Genomic DNA, 15148 nt, shown 5'->3' with positions numbered 1-15148 from the left:
GGGGGCCATTCGATCTGATGGTCGTCGGGACGGATGCGTCCCCACCATCGGCCCCCAGGACTCACAAACCCATCCGCGAGAACGCGGTGTCCAGAGCCGACCAATCTAGCGTAACGGAGCTCCCTGGGAACAGTCCCATGCCCGATTTCGGATACACCCTGGGGGTTTACATCTTTGAAGCGTTATCATGAGCGCAGCGGCACCACCGCTGATCTGGGGATCGCGTCCGCATAGCGCGACGTTTCCCGAAGCGTTCGAGTATGGGGATTCGGGCGATTCGGGATTCGCCGCACCTGAAGAACGTGAGTCCGTTGACCCTCCTCGCCCCTCCCGAACGCTTGAGCGTCACCCCGATCGTCGGCCCGGCCATGCCGCGACACCGGGCTCATCACCATGCCCATCACTTCAGCCACGCCGCCATGGCCGCCCTCGCGGCCGGCGTCATCGTCGCGGTGCTGACCACCCGAGACCCACTGTGGTGGCAGCTGCACTTCTCGCAGCTCGGCACGTTCGACGACGTGTCCGGCCATGTCTTCAACGGCACCGCGATCGTGTCGGGATTCCTCCTGGCGACCTACGGCGTCCTCGCAGTCACAGTACTCCCCACCACGACCGGGCGTCGAACCGTCCGTGCCTTCCGCGTGTCCGTCGTCTCGGCCGGCATGCACCTGACCGTCGTCGGCCTCATCCCCATCCCGGTCAGCGTCGTCCTCCACGACTTCGCGGCGGCCGGACTCGGCCTCTCGCTCCTCGCGATCGTCGCGACGAGCCTGGGGATTCCGGGTTTCAGCCGCGGATTCCGGATCGCGTCGACGCTGTGTGTCGTCCTCCTCGCGACCGGAATGGTGCTCCTCACCGCGGGGTTCATCACGCTCGCTTCCTTCGAGTTCTTCGGGTTTGCCTCGGTGGGCGCCTGGCTCACCGTCCTCCCCCGCCGGCTCGCCGCCTGCCCCGACGCCCCGCCGTACCACCGGATCTTCGAACCGGAGACCGACGCCGAACTCGCCGGCGATCGGGTGGAATGGATGTCATGGCAGAACCCGTGGCCCATCCCATCACCGTGGCGATCGAACGTCGCATCGACCCGGATCGCACCGTCGAGGCGACCAGTTGGATGCAGGCAGGCACCGACCTCGCGACCGGCTTCACCGGCTTCCTCGGTTCGGGGTGGGTTCGCGCCGGAGAGGGCAGTGACCTCTGGTACATGCTCTACCGCTTCCGCGACATCCCGACCCTCGAGGCGTGGGAGCAGTCGGCCCAGCGGGCGTGGTGGCTCGATTCGGGTCGCGCGTTCGCTCGCGAGGTCCGCGTCGAGCGACGCACCGGCATCGAGGGCTGGTTCGACGCCCCTTTCGCGACGGACGTCGAGACGCGGCACGTCGGCGACGCGGACTCCGCTTCCCCGACCGGTCCCATCCAGCAGCCGATCCCCGCAGCGCCCCCTCGCTGGAAGCAGGCCGTCGCGATCTGGCTCGGCTTCTTCCCCACGAATCTCCTCGCGTCGTGGCTCCTCGGGTTCGTCCCGGGCTTCACGGACTGGCCGCTCGTCGTTCGCGTCCTCCTCGCGACCGTCCTCCTGACGCCCGTCATGACCTACCTGGTGCTCCCGTGGGTGACACGGATGCTGCGCCCCTGGCTCCACCGGAACCGCTGACCGGCGCGCTGCAGCGCGGCGTGGAGCCGGAGCATCCGCCGGTCCTACACTGACGCCATGACCTCGCCCGACCTCGCGACCGTCCCCGATCCCTCACCCGCACCGACGCGCCGGGTCGAGTCCGAGGCCGTCTACCTCGCCCTCGCCGGCGGCGTCCTCGGTGCCGTCTACGGCTTCGTCGTCTCGCTCGTCGCGGAGGCGCTCACCCTGGCCGGCGAGGAGACCCCGTTCGCCGTGTGGGCCGCCGTCGGGGCGGCGGTCGTCGCCGCCGTGTCCTCCACGATCGGCTACTGGCACGCACGGAGCCGCCCCGGTCAGGAGTGGCGACGCTCGCTCGCACCGTGGAAGTTCACGGTCAACACCATCTCGGTGGTCATCGTCCACACCGCGCTGGCGTTCCTCGCGACGTATGCGCTGTACCGCGTGCTGGCGCTCGGGTTCATCGGACTGCCGGTGATCACGTTCTGGGCCGTCGTGCTGATGGCCGTCACCCTCGGGCTGTCGACGTACATCGTGTACCTGTCGGCGTCGAGCATGACGACCCAGCGGATGTCGTCGCTGCTCATGGCGTTCATCGTCATCGGGACGCTCACCGCGATGGTCACCACCCCCGACCCGGAGTGGTGGACGATCCACTTCAGCCACCTCGGCTCGTTCGACGCGCTGTCGAGCTGGATCTTCAACGGCACGCTGATCGCCGGCGGCCTGCTGGTGACGACGTTCGCCGTCTACATCGCCAACGACATGGGCGATCTCGTCGAGGCGGGCGTGCTCACCAACGCCCGCGCCGCCCGGATCGTGCCCGTGCTCTTCGTCGTGATGGGCATCATGCTCGCGTGCGTCGGGATCTTCCCGGTGAACGTGAACCTCGCCCTGCACAACATCTCGGCGATGGGCATGGCCGCGATGTTCCTCGTGCTTCTCGTGGCGGGACCGAACCTGTTCCGCGGGATGCCACGCACCTACTTCGTCGCGTCGTGGGCGTTCTTCGCGGCGATGATCACGTCGGTGATCCTCTTCATCCCCGCGATCGGCTACTTCTCGCTCACCGCCTTCGAGATCATCGTCTTCGCCCTGATCTTCGGGTGGATCGCGGTCTTCATCCGCTTCCTGGAGGCGTCCCGCCGGGTCGCCTGACCACGGCGCTTCGCGGCGTGGCCCCGCCCGCGCGGCAGTTTCCTGCAAACGCTGCGCCGATCGGTGGCGCGGTTGCAGGAAACTGCAGCGGTTACGCGCGGTCGTCGTCGGTGGGGCCGGATGCCTCGGCGGCCGGATCGGATGCCTCGGCCTCGGCCCCGGCGTCCGGCTCGGCGGGCGGATCCGCCACCTCGATGTCGGGGCCCTCCTCGATGACCGGGACGTCCGCGAGCTCGGCGGACGCGGCATCCGTCTCGGGCGCCACGCCCGCCACCTCGATGTCAGGACCCTCCTCGATGGCCGGCACGTCGACCTCGGCGAGGGCGACGGCGGTGCCGTCGGATTCGAGACGGCGGCGCTCGCGGCGGCTCAGGACCGGCTCGGCGGCTTCGGCGGCAGGACCGCCGTCGTGCAGGTCGTCTCCCGCGATGCCGTCCTGGTCCCCGCGGCGGCGAGCGGCGCGACGCTCCCGCGCACCCTCGACGAGGTTGTAGAGGGTCGGCAGGACGAGCAGCGTGAGCACGGTCGACGAGACGAGTCCGCCGATCACGACGATCGCGAGCGGCTGCGAGATGAATCCGCCCTGACCGGTGATCCCGAGCGCCATCGGGGTCAGCGCGAAGATCGTCGCCAGTGCCGTCATGAGAATCGGGCGCAGACGGCGGGATCCTCCGGCGATGGTGGCGTCGTAGGCGGTGAGGCCCTTCGTCCGGTACTGGTTCACGAGGTCGACGAGCACGATCGCATTCGTCACCACGATGCCGATGAGCATCAGCACCCCGATGAGCGAGGCGACGCCGAGCGGGACTCCGGTGATGATCTGCAGGAGGATCGCGCCGGTCGCCGCGAACGGCACGGAGATCAGCAGCAGCAACGGCTGGCGGAGCGACTTGAACGTCGCCACCATCACGATGTAGACGATGAGGATGGCCGCGAGCAGCGCGAGCCCGAGCTGCGAGAAGGCATCCTGCTGCTGGGTCACCACGCCGCCGAGCGACGCGTCGGCGCTGTCGGGGAGGTCGGCCCCCTCGATGGCCGTCGATACCGCGGCGGATGCCGCAGCGAGGTCGTCGGTGGAGGGGGTGACCGTGACCGTCGAGGTGCGCTGGCCGCGCTGCGTCGTGATCGAGGTCGGTCCTTCGCTCTCCTCGACGGTGGCGACGTCCGACAGTGGGACGGGACCCGCCGCGGTCGGCACGGGCAGGTCGCGCAGCTCGTCGAGGGACTGTGGCGTCGACGACGCGGCGAGGTAGACCGTGAGCGCGGTGCCGTCGATCTCGACGGTCCCGATCGACTGCGGCTGCATCGTGTTCGAGACCAGCGCTCCGACGGCGACCTCCGACAGCCCGAGCGCCGCCGCGGCGTCGCGGTCGACGACCACGGCGATGTAGGGGAGCGACGCCGAGAGGTTGCTCGACACCTGACCGACGCCCTCCTGGCCCTCGACCGCCGCAACGACCTCGTCGGTCGCGGTCTGGAGGGTCTCCGAGTCCGGTGCCGTGACATCGATCTCGATGTCACTGGACCCGAACCCGCCGCCCGCGGTCGCGACGGTGATGGTGCCGGCGTCGTCGAGATCGGCGACCGCCTCCTGCACCTCTTCGCGCAGGGCGACCTGGTCGGCCGACGGATCGGTCGTGATCGAGTACGTGATCCCGCTGCCGCCGCCCGAGAACGCGTCGCGCAGCGCGGAGCCGCTCGAGCCGATCGACACCTGGACGGTCTCGATGCCCTCGATGCCGGCGAGCGCGTCCTCGACCTGCTCGGCCGCGGTGCTCTCGGCTTCGAGGCTCGGGGCCGCGCCGATCGTCTGGGTCATGGTGAACGTGTTCTGCCCGGAGTCGCCGAGGAAGTTGGTCTTCAGGAAGCCCTGGTTCAGTCCGGCCCACGCGAGCACGCCCGTACCGACGAGGACGAGGATGGCGAGGGTCAGCGTCGTCCAGGAGCGCTTGAGCGTCCACCGCAGCACCGGCAGGTAGCTCTTCTGCAGGCGGCTGGGCGGCGCATCGGGGTGCTCGGGGTCGATGGCCTCGCCGTTCGCGTCGAGGAGCGGCTTGCCCGGCCGGAGGAACCAGTAGGCGAGCACGGGCACGATCGTGAGCGCCACGAACAGCGACGCGGTCATCGCGATCGTCACCGTCAGCGCGAAGGGCCGGAACAGCTCCCCCGTGACGTCGCCGACGAACGCGATCGGGAGGAAGACGGCGACCGTCGTGATGGTCGATGCCGTGATGGCCCCCGCGACTTCGCGGACGCCGAGGAGGATCGACGCGAGCTTGTCGGCTTCGCCGACGTAGTGCCGCTTGATGTTCTCGATCACCACGATGGAGTCGTCGACCACGCGCCCGATCGCGATCGTGAGCGCGCCGAGCGTGAGGATGTTGAGCGAGTAGCCGAATGCCTGGATGCCGATGAAAGTGATGAGCACGCTCGTCGGGATCGAGATCGCCGTGACGAGCGTGGCGCGCACCGACAGGAGGAAGACCAGGATCACCAGCACCGCGAAGAACAGGCCGAGCAGTCCCTCCTTCGCGAGCGTGTCGATCGATTCCTGGATGTAGGGCGCCTGGTCGAAGACGACGGTGAACTCCGCACCGCCGAGCGAGTCCTCCAGCTCCGGCAGGATCTCGAGCACCCCGCGGGACACGTCGACGGTGTTCGCGGACGGGAGCTTGGTGACGGCGATGGTGAGCGCGGGCTCGCCGTTCACGCGGGAGATCGTCGTGACCGGATCGGCGCCCTGCTCCACTGCGGCGACGTCGCCGATCGTCACGGCGCCCGCCTGGAACTGCTCCGCACTCGAAGGCACGAGCGGCAGTGCCGCGATCTCGTCCGCCGACGTGATCTTCGAACCCGTCTGGACCGTCAGCGTCTCGTCGTCCTCGGTGATCTGCCCGCCGGGGAACAGCACGCCGTTCTGCTCCAGCGCGTCGCGGATCGCCTGCTGGGTGTACCCGGCCGCCGCGAGCTCGGCCTGGTCGGGCGTGATCGTCACGCGCTGTCCGACGCCGCCCACGATCGCCGCGGCGTTGACGCCCGGGACGTCCTCGAGTTCGGGGATGACGGATGCCTCGAGCTGCGCCTGGATCGCGTCCTCGTCCTCGTATCCGGTCACCGCGAGCTGGATCACCGGGAAGTCGTCGATGCTCGCCGAGATCACCGTGGGCTCGACACCCTCGGGAAGGTCCGCGATGCGGTTGATCGCCTGCGTCATCTTCTGCTCGGCGGTCGCGAGGTCGGTGCCGTAGGTGAACGAGGCCTGGACGATGGAGGCGTTCGTGGTGCTCGTCGCGGTCGAGGATTCGAGCCCGGGAACGCCCTGGATCGCGGTCTCGATCGGTGTCGAGACGTCGTTGTTGACCACCTCGGGAGACGCGCCCGGGTACGTCGACACGACGACGAGCGTCGGGAACTCGATCGAGGGGATCAGCTCCTGCTTGAGGTTCACCAGCGCGAGAGAGCCGAAGATGGCCGCGACGATCGTGATGAGCGCGATGAGTGCCCGGTTCTTGAGGCTGAGGACGGCGAGGTTCGACACGGATGCCTTCACGGGAATGAGCGCGGGAGCGCTGCGGGCGGAACGCCGATACGGAGATGTATCGGAATCAGTATCTCATCCGGTTCCGCGCCCAGCGCCGGAGAGCACTCAGGCGAGGGAGCCTCCGGCGAGGGCCCCCAGGGCGATGCCGCCCGCGGCCGCGAGCACCGCGAGCACGAGCGTTCCCCCGAGGTTGGCCGCGGCATCCCGCCACCGGCCCTTCTCGGCGAGGAGCACCGACTCGACGGCGACCGTGCTGAAGGTCGTGAAGCCGCCGAGGAGGCCGACGCCGAGCGCGACCGCCACGTCGGGCGCGAGGACGGTGCCGATGCCGGTGAGTACTCCCAGGGCGAAGGATCCGGTCACGTTGACGACGAGGATCCCGAGCGGGAAACCGCGCCGAGGCGGGACGAGGCGATCGACCGTGTAGCGCAGGCCGGCGCCTGCGCCGCCGGCGACGGCGGTGACGAGGAGCAGCAGCCACGTGCTCATTCGGCGTCCTCCGGGTCGACGGCGCCGCGGCGCGTGCCACCCGTGATCCGTCCCGCGAGCAGTCCGGCGACCGCGCCCGCGACACCGGCGGCGAGGGATGCCGCGGCGAGCCCGATCGCCTGCCACGGCGACGTCAGCCACAGCGCGGTCTCGACGGCGAAGGCGCTGTACGTCGTGAAGCCGCCCAGGACGCCGGTGCCGAGGAAAGCGCGCACACGCGGCCGGCGGTCGTCGAGCGCCCTGACGAGGATGCCGAGGAGGAAGGAGCCCGCCGCGTTCACGCCGAGCGTCGCCCACGGGACAGCGGCGGGATCCCCCACCGGCAGCAGGAGGAGCGCTCGGGCGAGGACGCCGAAGGCGCCACCGATCACGACGTAGCCGAGGATGCGGGGATCGACCGGCTGCGGCATGGGTTCACGCTACCCGCCGGTGGACCGCCGCTTCGGGCGGATGAGCGCGAGGATCGCCGATTCGGGGGAGATCGAGAGGTCGAGCGTCTCCCCGTCGCGGTACCGGCTGAAGACACGCGGATCGATGTAGGAGCCGCGTGCGACGGCGGGGGTGTTCCCCAGCGCCTCGGAGGTGGCCCGCACGGCGAGGACCTCGGCGCGCTTGCGATCGGTCGGCGTGTCGACGGGGCCGATGCGCGCGAGGGCCTCGGCGGCCATGATCGTGCCGCGGAGGGTGCGGAAGTCCTTTGCGGTGAACTTCGCGCCCGTCAGCGACCGCACGTAGGCGTTGACCTCCGCGGGCGTGAGCGGAACGCGCCGCCGGCCCCTCTCCCACGACAGGAGCGGTGAGCGAGGCCGCCCCGCGGCGAGGATCTCGACGACTGCGGAGAGGTCGCCGTCGTCGATCTCGAGCAACTGCCGCTTTCCGCTCTTGCCCGGGAACGACAGGGTGACGACGGATGCCTCCACCGACGCGTCGCGGCGCTGCAGCGTGGTCAGGCCTCGGCTGCCGTGCGCGGCGAGATAGCGCTCGGAGCCGATGCGCGGGGCCGCCTGGTCGAGCAGCCGGAACGCGGTGGCGAGCACCCGCTCGCGGTCGAGACTGCTGCGCCGCAGCGAGCTCGTGACGCGGCCGCGCGCACGCGGCAGGGTCTCGGCGAGGTGCAGCGCTCGCGCGTACTTGCGCCGATCGCGGCCCGACAACCAGTCGGGGTGGTAGAGGTACTGCTTGCGCCCGGCGTCGTCGGTGCCCACCGCCTGGATGTGGCCGTCGGCACGAGCGCAGATCCACACGTCCTGCCACGCGGGCGGGATCACGAGGGCGCGGATGCGCTCGACGTCGCGTTCGGGAAGGCCGTTCCCCTTCGCGTCGAGGTAGCGGAAGCCCGAGCCCGACCGCACGCGGCGGAATCCGGGGTCGTGGAACGGGCGGACGCGCGAGAGTCTCGGCATCCGTCCCTCCCCTCGGCTCGTGTCAGTGGTTGCGCAGCATGTCGATGAGCTCGGACTTGCGCTTGCCCGAATAGCCGCGCATCCCGAGTTCCTTGGCCCGGCCGCGCAGCTCGTCGACCGTCCAGTCCTCGTACGAGCCGGACTCGCCTCCGCGCTTGCCGACGCTCTTGCGCCCGTCGCGGGCGGCGGCGTTCGAGATGCGCGCAGCCTTCTCCTTCGACGCCCCGTCGGAGCGGAGCTCTTCGTACAGCTCCGGGTCCTTGAGGCTGTTGGAACCGCGTCCCTGAGGCATGGCCCCCTCCTCTTTCGGTGCCCTCACGCTAGAGCCGGCCGCTCCCGGCGACCGGGGGCTTGACAGGGCACCACCGCAGATGGTTGGAGCAGTCGCCAGATCCTCGCGCGAGCACGACTACACCCGCGATTCCGGGGCCGTCAACCCCCTCCCTGCAGACACCCAGGGATGCAACGGTTGAGACGTGCCCACGAGGCACCCGGTGCGTCACCCCGCGTACCGACGAAGGAGAAGGAGAACCTCCATGAACCTCGCCCTCATCATCATCATCGTCGTCGCCGTGGTGCTCGCCATCGTCGGCGGGCTGAACTCCGCGCTGAGCTGGCTCCTCTGGGTCGCGCTCATCGTCGGTGTGATCGCGCTCATCGCGTTCCTCTTCCGCGTCATCAGCGGAAGCCGTCGCGCCTAGCGAGAACGACGTCGGGGAAGACCCCCGAGAACGATGGATGCCGCGGCCCTCACGGGTCGCGGCATCCATCGTTCTCACGCTCAGAGCTGAGCCTCGGCATACGCCGTCAGAGCGTCACGCACGAACTCGGCACCGGCCGTACCGCCTTCGCTCGTGGCGTAGTTGGCGCCGAAGCGCGGGTCGGCGACGTACATCTCGCCGAGCCCGATGACGTACCCCTTCACGTCTCCGCCCGGGATGGCGGCGGGCGTGCCCGGAATCCCGGTCAGCCACTCGACGTGGCGCTTGGCGAGTGCCTGCGCCTCGTCGGACTCGGGATCGATGCCGCTCTCGGCGGCGGCGATCCAGTCCCGCCCGAGGTCGGAGACCCGTTGCTGCCACGCGGCCTTCTCGTCGGCGCTCATCGAGCGCCACCAGCGGTCGCTGTCGGCGTAGGACTTCTCGCCCCAGCGCTCGACGACCTCCTCCTTGTACTGGGTGTGGTCGAACCCGTCGAACATGTTCTCTGCCATCAGTCGTTCACCTCCTCTCAGTGCTGTGATGGTGTTCTTGACCGACGCGACCTGTCGCCTCAGTCGATCCTGCTCCTGCCGCAGCCACGCGAGGTGGCTCTCCAGCGCGGGGACGTCGTACGCTTCGCGCTCGAGGATGTCCGCGATCTGCGGCAGTCCCAGTCCGAGCTCGCGCAGCAGCAGGATGCGCTGCAGGCGCACGAGCGCGGACTGGTCGTAGTACCGATATCCGTTGTGGCCGATGCGGGACGGCGTCAGGAGCCCGATGTCGTCGTAGTGACGCAGGGTGCGGCTCGTGGTGCCGGCGATCTTGGCGATCTGCTGGATCGACCACTCGGATTCGTTCATGTCCACGACGGTAGAGGTTGACGTTGCGTCAATGTCAAGAGCGGTTCGCGGCATCGCTTGACAAAGACGCGATATATCGTGTTAGTCTCGATACACGCGATATATCGCGAACTACCCTCGAACCCTGGAGAACATCATGACCCTGGAGAAGTGGATCATCCACCCGGGCGAGACGCGCGTCATCGACATCGAGACGGTGCGATCGCTCAAGGTCGGCCTGATCGGCGGACAGATCGACGTCATCGCCCACGACGAGCCCGGTGCGCGCATCGAGGTGCACGGAGTGACCGTCAAGGACCTCCGGATCGAAGTCGTCGGCGACGCCGTCGAGATCGACCACCCGCAGCTGCGCTGGGACAACTTCCTCGAGGTGTTCCGCAACTTCACCGCGAGCGGGCCCAAGGCCGAGATCAGCGTCGCCGTCCCCCGGTCGGTCGCGCTCACCCTCGGGGTCGTCAGCGCGAGCGCTCTGGTCGCCGGCCTCCAGTACGACGCCAAGCTCAACACCGTGTCCGGAGACATCATGGTCGACGGGCTCGCCGGCGACCTCTCCGTCAACGCCGTCTCGGGCGACGTGCAGGTGCGCGGCCTCGTCGGCTCGCTCAGCGCCAACAGCGTGTCGGGGGACGTCACCGCCACCGGCACCCTGGCCAAGGCGACCGTCGACACGGTATCGGGCTCCGCCCTCATCGACTCTGCGGGGGACCTGCTCAGCGTCAACGTCAACACTGTCAGCGGCGGCGTCACCGTCCGCATGGACGACGGCCATCCGGCCAACTACGTGGTGCGCAGCGTGAGCGGCAAGGTCCAGGTCGACGGCGTGATGCGCTCGGGCACAGGCACCGGGCCGACCACGAACTTCTCGGGATCGATCGGCGAGCTCAGCGGCAGCTTCGCCGACGTCCGCGCCAACAGCGTGTCGGGCGACATCACGGTGCTCCGCCGCCCCGCGATCGCCTCGGATGCGCCCGCCGCCGCCGTGGAGCCCGCGTCCGGGACCGAGGAGGAGTGGCGATGAGCCCCGTCTTCTCCCACGGCGACCTGCGCCTGTACCTGCTGAACCTCCTCGACGAGGGGCCCCGGCACGGGTATGACATCATGCAGGCGCTGTCCGACCGCACCGGCGGCACGTACACGCCGAGCGCCGGCACGATCTATCCGCGCCTCGCCAAGCTCGAGGAGGAGGGCCTCGTGACCAAGTCGGTCGACGGCCGCAAGACGGTCTACGCCATCACCGAAGCGGGTCACGCCGAGGTGCAGGCGCGCGCCGGAGAACTCGAGGGCATCGAGGCGGGGCTCGCGGACTCGGTGCGCCTCATCGCCGACGAGGTGCGCGGCAGCGTCCGCGAGGCGATGCGGAGCCTCCGCGCCGATCTCGCCGCCGCACGCTCGCAGGAGCGCGAGAGCGCGACGGCGCAGGGCGTCTCCGACGACCCCCGCACCGCCAGCCGCGAACAGCTGCATCGGGCGGATGCCGCGATCAACGAGTTCCGCGTCCGGCTGCGCACCGATCTGCGTGGCCACGTCGCCCGCGGCGGGGAGTTGGCGGCGACGATGGTCGACGAGCTCACCGCCGACCTCGACCGCATCGCCCGCGACGTCACCCGGGTGCTGCGCGGCTGAGACCACACGGACGAGGGCCGGTTCCGGTGTTGCCGGGGCCGGCCCTCTCCGTGTCTCACGAATGGCGGGTCCGGCCGCCGGCCACCCGCCGATCGTGTGACACTGCGGGTGGATCGCGGGTCAGCCGGGCCAGATCTCCTCGTCGTCGGGGACGGGCTCGCCCAGTGGGACCACGAGGATCGGGCGGGGCTGGCGATGCGCCAGGCGCGCGGCGACGGAACCGGTGAAGAACTCGCGGATCGACTCGCCGATGCCGCGCTTGCGTGTGCCCACGACGATGAGCTTGGCGTCGACCTGTTCGGCGAGGTGCTTGATCGCCATCGCCGGGTCGCCCACGAGCTGCTCCACGCTCCAGCGCACGTCATGCCCTTCGAGGAACGAGGATGCCGTCGCCTTGACTTTCTCGAGCTCGCCCTCCCCCGCCGCGATGTTCATGTCGATCGGAGCGGAGTGCACGTACCCGTCGGGGTCCTCGTACGTGACGAAGCGCGTGACGTCGACGTGGACGACGAGGAGCGGCGCGTTCAGGAGCCGGGCGTAGCGGGCGGCCTCGGCCAGCACTCGCGTCGGCTGGTCGGGGATGAGACCGGCGATCACCGCGCCGCGCTTGTCGGGGTCCTTCGTCACGGCCTCTGCCGGGTCGGATGCCTCGTCCGTCATGCGTCCTCGCTCCTCTTCGCGCCCCTGGCACCATCACGACGGAGCCGGCCGGGCTTCGGAGGCTCCGTGTTATCCTGAATGCTACTCTTACCGGCCTCGAGCCGGCGTCGTTGCGGCGGGCCTCCAGAGCCCGCGACTCACAAATGAGGGGGTCTCGCATGGGGCGTGGCCGTCAGAAGGCGAAGCACACCAAGATCGCCCGCGAACTCAAGTACGACGTGCACAGCGTCAACTACGGGGCGCTCGAGCGCGAGCTCGGCCACCCGTCGGATGACCCGTACGTCGACAAGTGGGCCGACCAGTACTCGGACGAGTACGAGGACGAGAAGGCGTAGCCCTCACGACCTCTTGCGGTGCCGCCTGGGCGGACGCCTCATCGGGCGCTGAGCAGATGCCTCACCAGGCCCCGTGGCGACGCTCCCAGTCGTCCTCGACGGTGTGGCGTCGTGCTGCGACGACCCCGGCGGGGATGGCCGCGGAGATCACCGCCGCCAGGATGAGGAGCGGGATCGTCCACGAATCGGTCCACCCGTGGACCAGTCCGATGCCGACCGGGAAGAGGGCGACGATCGCGTAGCCGACGCTCTGCACGAACGCGCTCAGCGCGACGGCGGTTTCGTGCGAGCGTGTCCGCAGCCCCAGCAGCACGAGGGTGAGCGGGAAGAGCAGCGGCGCCGTGCCGAGCAGCACCACCCACAGCCACGGCGCGAACGCCGGAGCCAGGAGCAGTCCGGCGACTCCCGTGAGGCCGGCAACGACGGCGACGCCGAACAACGCCCGTGTGGCGTGGAACCGCACCACGAGGACCGGCACCAGGAGAGAGCACGGCAGCCCCATCACGGCGAACAGCGAGAGCAGGGCGCCGGCCGCGGCGGGGCTCACCCCCGCCTCGTCGTGCAGCAGGGTCGGCAGCCACGCGAACGACGTGTAGGCGAGCACGCCCGACACCGTGAAGCCGACGACGAGCGCCCAGGCCAGCGGCAGTCGCCACATCCGCCCGAACGCCCGAGGGCTCGCGGCCTCGATGTCGGCGTCGGAGTCGCTGCGTCGCCGGACGAGAAGCGCCACCCACGGGATCATCGCGACCAGCGCGAAGACCGCCCACAGTCCCAGCGAGAGACGCCAGCCCGCGGCATCCGCCACCGGCACCGCCACGAGCGGAGGCGTGAACGTCGCGACCGCCATCGAGGTGGAGTAGATCGTCGTCATCAGGCCGATGCGATCGGGGAAGTACTTCTTGACCAGCGGCGGAAGGAGGATGTTGCCGACCCCGACGGCCGCGAAGATCAACGCGGTCGACAAGAGAAGCGTCAGCGCATCCACGGCGAGGCCGCGCCACGTCAGAGCGAGCACGGCGACGACCATCGCCGCGACGGCCAGGCGCTCGAGACCGAATCGGCGCTCGAGCCGCGGCGTGAGGATGCCGAACACGGCATAGCACACGGGCGGCGCCGTGCCGATGAGCCCGACGACGGCGGGAGACACCGCGAAGTCGGCGCCGATGAAGCCCAGGACAGGCGACAGCGACGCCACTGCGGTGCGCAGCGAGAACGCGAAGAGGACGATGCCGATGAACGCGAGGGCCCGTCCTCGCCAGAGCGGGCGGGCCGCGGGGCGCGTCAAGACTCCTGCGACCCCTCGACCCAGGCGAGGTACTCCTCGGTCACGGTGCCGGTGACGTAGCGCCCGTCGAAGCAGCTCATGTCGAGGTCCTCGACGTCGGAACCTTCGAGGATCGCCGCCTTCAGATCCTCGACCTCCTGATAGACCATGTAGTCGGCGCCGAGCTCGGCCGCGATCTCGGGGATCGTGCGGCCGTGCGCGACGAGCTCATGGCGCGACGGCATGTTGATGCCGTAGACGTGCGGATAGCGCACCGGGGGCGCGGCCGAGGCGAAGGTGACCGACAGGGCCCCGGCATCCCTCGCCATCTGGATGATCTGCTTGGACGTCGTCCCGCGCACGATCGAGTCGTCGATGAGCAGCACGTTCTTGCCCTTGAACTCGCTCGACATCGCATTGAGCTTCTGGCGCACGCTCTTCTTGCGCGCAGCCTGGCCCGGCATGATGAACGTCCGGCCGACGTACCTGTTCTTGTAGAACCCCTCGCGGTACTCGATCCCGAGCTTCCGCGCCACCTGCATCGCGGCGGGACGCGACGAGTCCGGGATCGGCATGACCACGTCGATCGCACCCTTGGGGGTGTACTTGGCGATGGTGTCGGCAAGACGGTCCCCGAGACGCAGACGCGCCTCGTACACCGAGATGCCGTTCATGACGGAGTCGGGACGGGCGAGGTAGACGTACTCGAACGAGCACGGGATGAGCTTCGGGGACTCGGCGCACTGCTTCGTGTGGAGGTGACCGTCGAGGTCGACGAACACCGCCTCGCCGGGGTCGACGTCGCGCACCACCTCGAACTCGCCGTTCTCGAGGACGAGCGACTCGCTCGTCACGACCCACTCGTAGCTTCCGTCGTCGTTCTTGCGCGTGCCCAGCACGAGGGGACGGATGCCGTACGGGTCGCGGAACGCGAGCAGGCCGTATCCGGCGATGAGCGCGATGGCCGCGTACGACCCCTCGACCCGCTCGTGCACGCGGGCGACGGCCTGGAACAGCTGCTCCGGCTCGAGGTCGACGCCCGAGATCGTCGCCTGCAGTTCGTTGGCGAGGACGTTCACGAGCAGCTCGGTGTCGCTCGACGTGTTGAGGTGACGCCGGTCCTTGTGGAACAGCTCGTCGGTGAGCTCGCGTGTGTTGGTGAGGTTGCCGTTGTGGACGAGGACGATGCCGTACGGCGCGTTCACGTAGAACGGCTGGGCCTCCTCCTCGCTCGACGCGGTGCCCTTCGTGGCGTACCGCACGTGTCCGAGCCCCAGGTTGCCGAGGAGTGCGCGCATGTCGCGCGTGCGGAACGCCTCGCGCACCTGCCCGCGCTCCTTGTGCACGTGGAAGACGCCGTTCGTCTCGGCGGTCGCGATGCCCGTCGAGTCCTGCCCGCGATGCTGCAGCAGGAGGAGTGAGTCGTAGATCTCCTGATTGACCGCGCCGCGGCCCACCATCCCGACGATTCCGCACAT

Annotated in this window: 16 protein-coding genes and 1 pseudogene; 7 read left to right on the top strand and 10 right to left on the bottom strand. The window is 69.5% G+C overall.

The features are described from left to right. Positions 1 to 185: 185 nt before the first annotated feature. Entirely contained in the window at positions 186 to 530 is a 345-nt protein-coding gene (locus tag ACFQ0P_RS06735) for a hypothetical protein (protein WP_204977745.1), read from the bottom strand. Here ACFQ0P_RS06735 and ACFQ0P_RS06730 point away from each other — a divergent pair. From ACFQ0P_RS06730 to ACFQ0P_RS06720, 3 genes and pseudogenes are all read left to right on the top strand, one after another. Continuing rightward, positions 420 to 869: pseudogene (locus tag ACFQ0P_RS06730) on the top strand (DUF998 domain-containing protein); the annotation flags it as partial. The gene ACFQ0P_RS06735 and the pseudogene ACFQ0P_RS06730 overlap by 111 nt on opposite strands. A 152-nt stretch (positions 870 to 1021) precedes the next feature. Next, positions 1022 to 1654 (top strand): antibiotic biosynthesis monooxygenase, encoded by a 633-nt coding sequence (locus ACFQ0P_RS06725; protein WP_204977743.1) that lies wholly within the window; start codon positions 1022 to 1024, stop codon positions 1652 to 1654. A 57-nt stretch (positions 1655 to 1711) separates the two neighbouring features. Beyond that, positions 1712 to 2791 carry a DUF998 domain-containing protein gene (locus ACFQ0P_RS06720; protein ID WP_204977741.1) on the top strand — a complete coding sequence of 360 codons (1080 nt, stop codon included), beginning with the start codon at positions 1712 to 1714 and terminating at the stop codon, positions 2789 to 2791. A gap of 91 nt (positions 2792 to 2882) precedes the next feature. On the opposite strand, the gene ACFQ0P_RS06715 is transcribed toward ACFQ0P_RS06720, so the two are convergent. From ACFQ0P_RS06715 to ACFQ0P_RS06695, 5 genes are all read right to left on the bottom strand, one after another. After that, positions 2883 to 6329 carry an efflux RND transporter permease subunit gene (locus ACFQ0P_RS06715; protein ID WP_378771709.1) on the bottom strand — a complete coding sequence of 1149 codons (3447 nt, stop codon included), beginning with the start codon at positions 6327 to 6329 and terminating at the stop codon, positions 2883 to 2885. Positions 6330 to 6437: 108 nt separating this feature from the next. Next, positions 6438 to 6821, bottom strand: coding sequence for a fluoride efflux transporter FluC (locus ACFQ0P_RS06710; RefSeq protein WP_204977739.1), 384 nt, complete (start codon positions 6819 to 6821; stop codon positions 6438 to 6440). Then, the gene (locus ACFQ0P_RS06705; protein ID WP_204977737.1) at positions 6818 to 7231 is read right to left on the bottom strand and encodes a fluoride efflux transporter FluC; all 414 of its coding nucleotides are present in this window, start codon (positions 7229 to 7231) and stop codon (positions 6818 to 6820) included. Before ACFQ0P_RS06705 ends, ACFQ0P_RS06710 begins: the two co-directional genes overlap by 4 nt. A 9-nt stretch (positions 7232 to 7240) precedes the next feature. Continuing rightward, positions 7241 to 8224 carry a DNA topoisomerase IB gene (locus tag ACFQ0P_RS06700; protein WP_204977735.1) on the bottom strand — a complete coding sequence of 328 codons (984 nt, stop codon included), beginning with the start codon at positions 8222 to 8224 and terminating at the stop codon, positions 7241 to 7243. A 22-nt stretch (positions 8225 to 8246) separates the two neighbouring features. Further along, positions 8247 to 8516 (bottom strand): DUF7218 family protein, encoded by a 270-nt coding sequence (locus ACFQ0P_RS06695; protein ID WP_204977733.1) that lies wholly within the window; start codon positions 8514 to 8516, stop codon positions 8247 to 8249. Between the two features lie 244 nt (positions 8517 to 8760). On the opposite strand from ACFQ0P_RS06695, the gene ACFQ0P_RS06690 reads away from it, so the two are divergent. Next, a complete protein-coding gene (locus tag ACFQ0P_RS06690; RefSeq protein ID WP_200950703.1) occupies positions 8761 to 8925 on the top strand; it encodes a hypothetical protein in 165 nt (54 codons plus the stop codon). Positions 8926 to 9005: 80 nt separating this feature from the next. Here the strand turns inward: ACFQ0P_RS06690 and ACFQ0P_RS06685 are convergent, their stop codons facing one another. Next, positions 9006 to 9785, bottom strand: a complete 780-nt coding sequence (locus ACFQ0P_RS06685) for a MerR family transcriptional regulator (RefSeq protein WP_204977731.1) — start codon at positions 9783 to 9785, stop codon at positions 9006 to 9008. Positions 9786 to 9921: 136 nt separating this feature from the next. Between ACFQ0P_RS06685 and ACFQ0P_RS06680 the strand changes: the two genes are divergently transcribed. Then, positions 9922 to 10803: a DUF4097 family beta strand repeat-containing protein gene (locus tag ACFQ0P_RS06680; protein WP_204977729.1), complete on the top strand. Its 882-nt coding sequence runs from the start codon at positions 9922 to 9924 to the stop codon at positions 10801 to 10803. After that, positions 10800 to 11408, top strand: coding sequence for a PadR family transcriptional regulator (locus ACFQ0P_RS06675; RefSeq protein WP_204977727.1), 609 nt, complete (start codon positions 10800 to 10802; stop codon positions 11406 to 11408). The genes ACFQ0P_RS06680 and ACFQ0P_RS06675 overlap by 4 nt, the downstream gene beginning before the upstream one ends. A gap of 120 nt (positions 11409 to 11528) precedes the next feature. Here the strand turns inward: ACFQ0P_RS06675 and ACFQ0P_RS06670 are convergent, their stop codons facing one another. Beyond that, on the bottom strand, positions 11529 to 12068 hold the full coding sequence (locus tag ACFQ0P_RS06670; RefSeq protein ID WP_204977725.1) for a universal stress protein: 540 nt from the start codon (positions 12066 to 12068) through the stop codon (positions 11529 to 11531). Between the two features lie 158 nt (positions 12069 to 12226). Here ACFQ0P_RS06670 and ACFQ0P_RS06665 point away from each other — a divergent pair, with 158 nt between their 5' ends. After that, entirely contained in the window at positions 12227 to 12403 is a 177-nt protein-coding gene (locus ACFQ0P_RS06665; protein WP_204977723.1) for a DUF3073 domain-containing protein, read from the top strand. 61 nt (positions 12404 to 12464) lie between these two features. On the opposite strand, the gene ACFQ0P_RS06660 is transcribed toward ACFQ0P_RS06665, so the two are convergent. Then, a complete protein-coding gene (locus tag ACFQ0P_RS06660; RefSeq protein WP_204977721.1) occupies positions 12465 to 13691 on the bottom strand; it encodes an MFS transporter in 1227 nt (408 codons plus the stop codon). Continuing rightward, complete coding sequence (gene purF, locus ACFQ0P_RS06655; RefSeq protein WP_204977719.1) at positions 13688 to 15148, bottom strand: amidophosphoribosyltransferase; 1461 nt, start codon at positions 15146 to 15148, stop codon at positions 13688 to 13690. Before purF ends, ACFQ0P_RS06660 begins: the two co-directional genes overlap by 4 nt.

Origin of the sequence: Microbacterium insulae, from assembly GCF_042677065.1 — a bacterium.
In the GTDB taxonomy this organism is placed as follows: Bacteria; Actinomycetota; Actinomycetes; order Actinomycetales; family Microbacteriaceae; genus Microbacterium; species Microbacterium insulae.
The sequence above is the reverse complement of the archived record's forward strand: the minus strand, read 5'-3'. Positions and strand labels throughout refer to the sequence as shown.

Excerpts from the sequence above, each read along its gene's own strand:
- ACFQ0P_RS06735 (WP_204977745.1), bottom strand. The coding sequence starts at position 530 with ATGGCCGGACACGTCGTCGAACGTGCCGAGCTGCGAGAAGTGCAGCTG.
- ACFQ0P_RS06725 (WP_204977743.1), top strand. The coding sequence starts at position 1,022 with ATGGATGTCATGGCAGAACCCGTGGCCCATCCCATCACCGTGGCGATC.
- ACFQ0P_RS06720 (WP_204977741.1), top strand. The coding sequence starts at position 1,712 with ATGACCTCGCCCGACCTCGCGACCGTCCCCGATCCCTCACCCGCACCG.
- ACFQ0P_RS06710 (WP_204977739.1), bottom strand. The coding sequence starts at position 6,821 with ATGAGCACGTGGCTGCTGCTCCTCGTCACCGCCGTCGCCGGCGGCGCA.
- ACFQ0P_RS06705 (WP_204977737.1), bottom strand. The coding sequence starts at position 7,231 with ATGCCGCAGCCGGTCGATCCCCGCATCCTCGGCTACGTCGTGATCGGT.
- ACFQ0P_RS06700 (WP_204977735.1), bottom strand. The coding sequence starts at position 8,224 with ATGCCGAGACTCTCGCGCGTCCGCCCGTTCCACGACCCCGGATTCCGC.
- ACFQ0P_RS06695 (WP_204977733.1), bottom strand. The coding sequence starts at position 8,516 with ATGCCTCAGGGACGCGGTTCCAACAGCCTCAAGGACCCGGAGCTGTAC.
- ACFQ0P_RS06690 (WP_200950703.1), top strand. The coding sequence starts at position 8,761 with ATGAACCTCGCCCTCATCATCATCATCGTCGTCGCCGTGGTGCTCGCC.
- ACFQ0P_RS06685 (WP_204977731.1), bottom strand. The coding sequence starts at position 9,785 with ATGAACGAATCCGAGTGGTCGATCCAGCAGATCGCCAAGATCGCCGGC.
- ACFQ0P_RS06680 (WP_204977729.1), top strand. The coding sequence starts at position 9,922 with ATGACCCTGGAGAAGTGGATCATCCACCCGGGCGAGACGCGCGTCATC.
- ACFQ0P_RS06675 (WP_204977727.1), top strand. The coding sequence starts at position 10,800 with ATGAGCCCCGTCTTCTCCCACGGCGACCTGCGCCTGTACCTGCTGAAC.
- ACFQ0P_RS06670 (WP_204977725.1), bottom strand. The coding sequence starts at position 12,068 with ATGACGGACGAGGCATCCGACCCGGCAGAGGCCGTGACGAAGGACCCC.
- ACFQ0P_RS06665 (WP_204977723.1), top strand. The coding sequence starts at position 12,227 with ATGGGGCGTGGCCGTCAGAAGGCGAAGCACACCAAGATCGCCCGCGAA.
- purF (WP_204977719.1), bottom strand. The coding sequence starts at position 15,148 with ATGTGCGGAATCGTCGGGATGGTGGGCCGCGGCGCGGTCAATCAGGAG.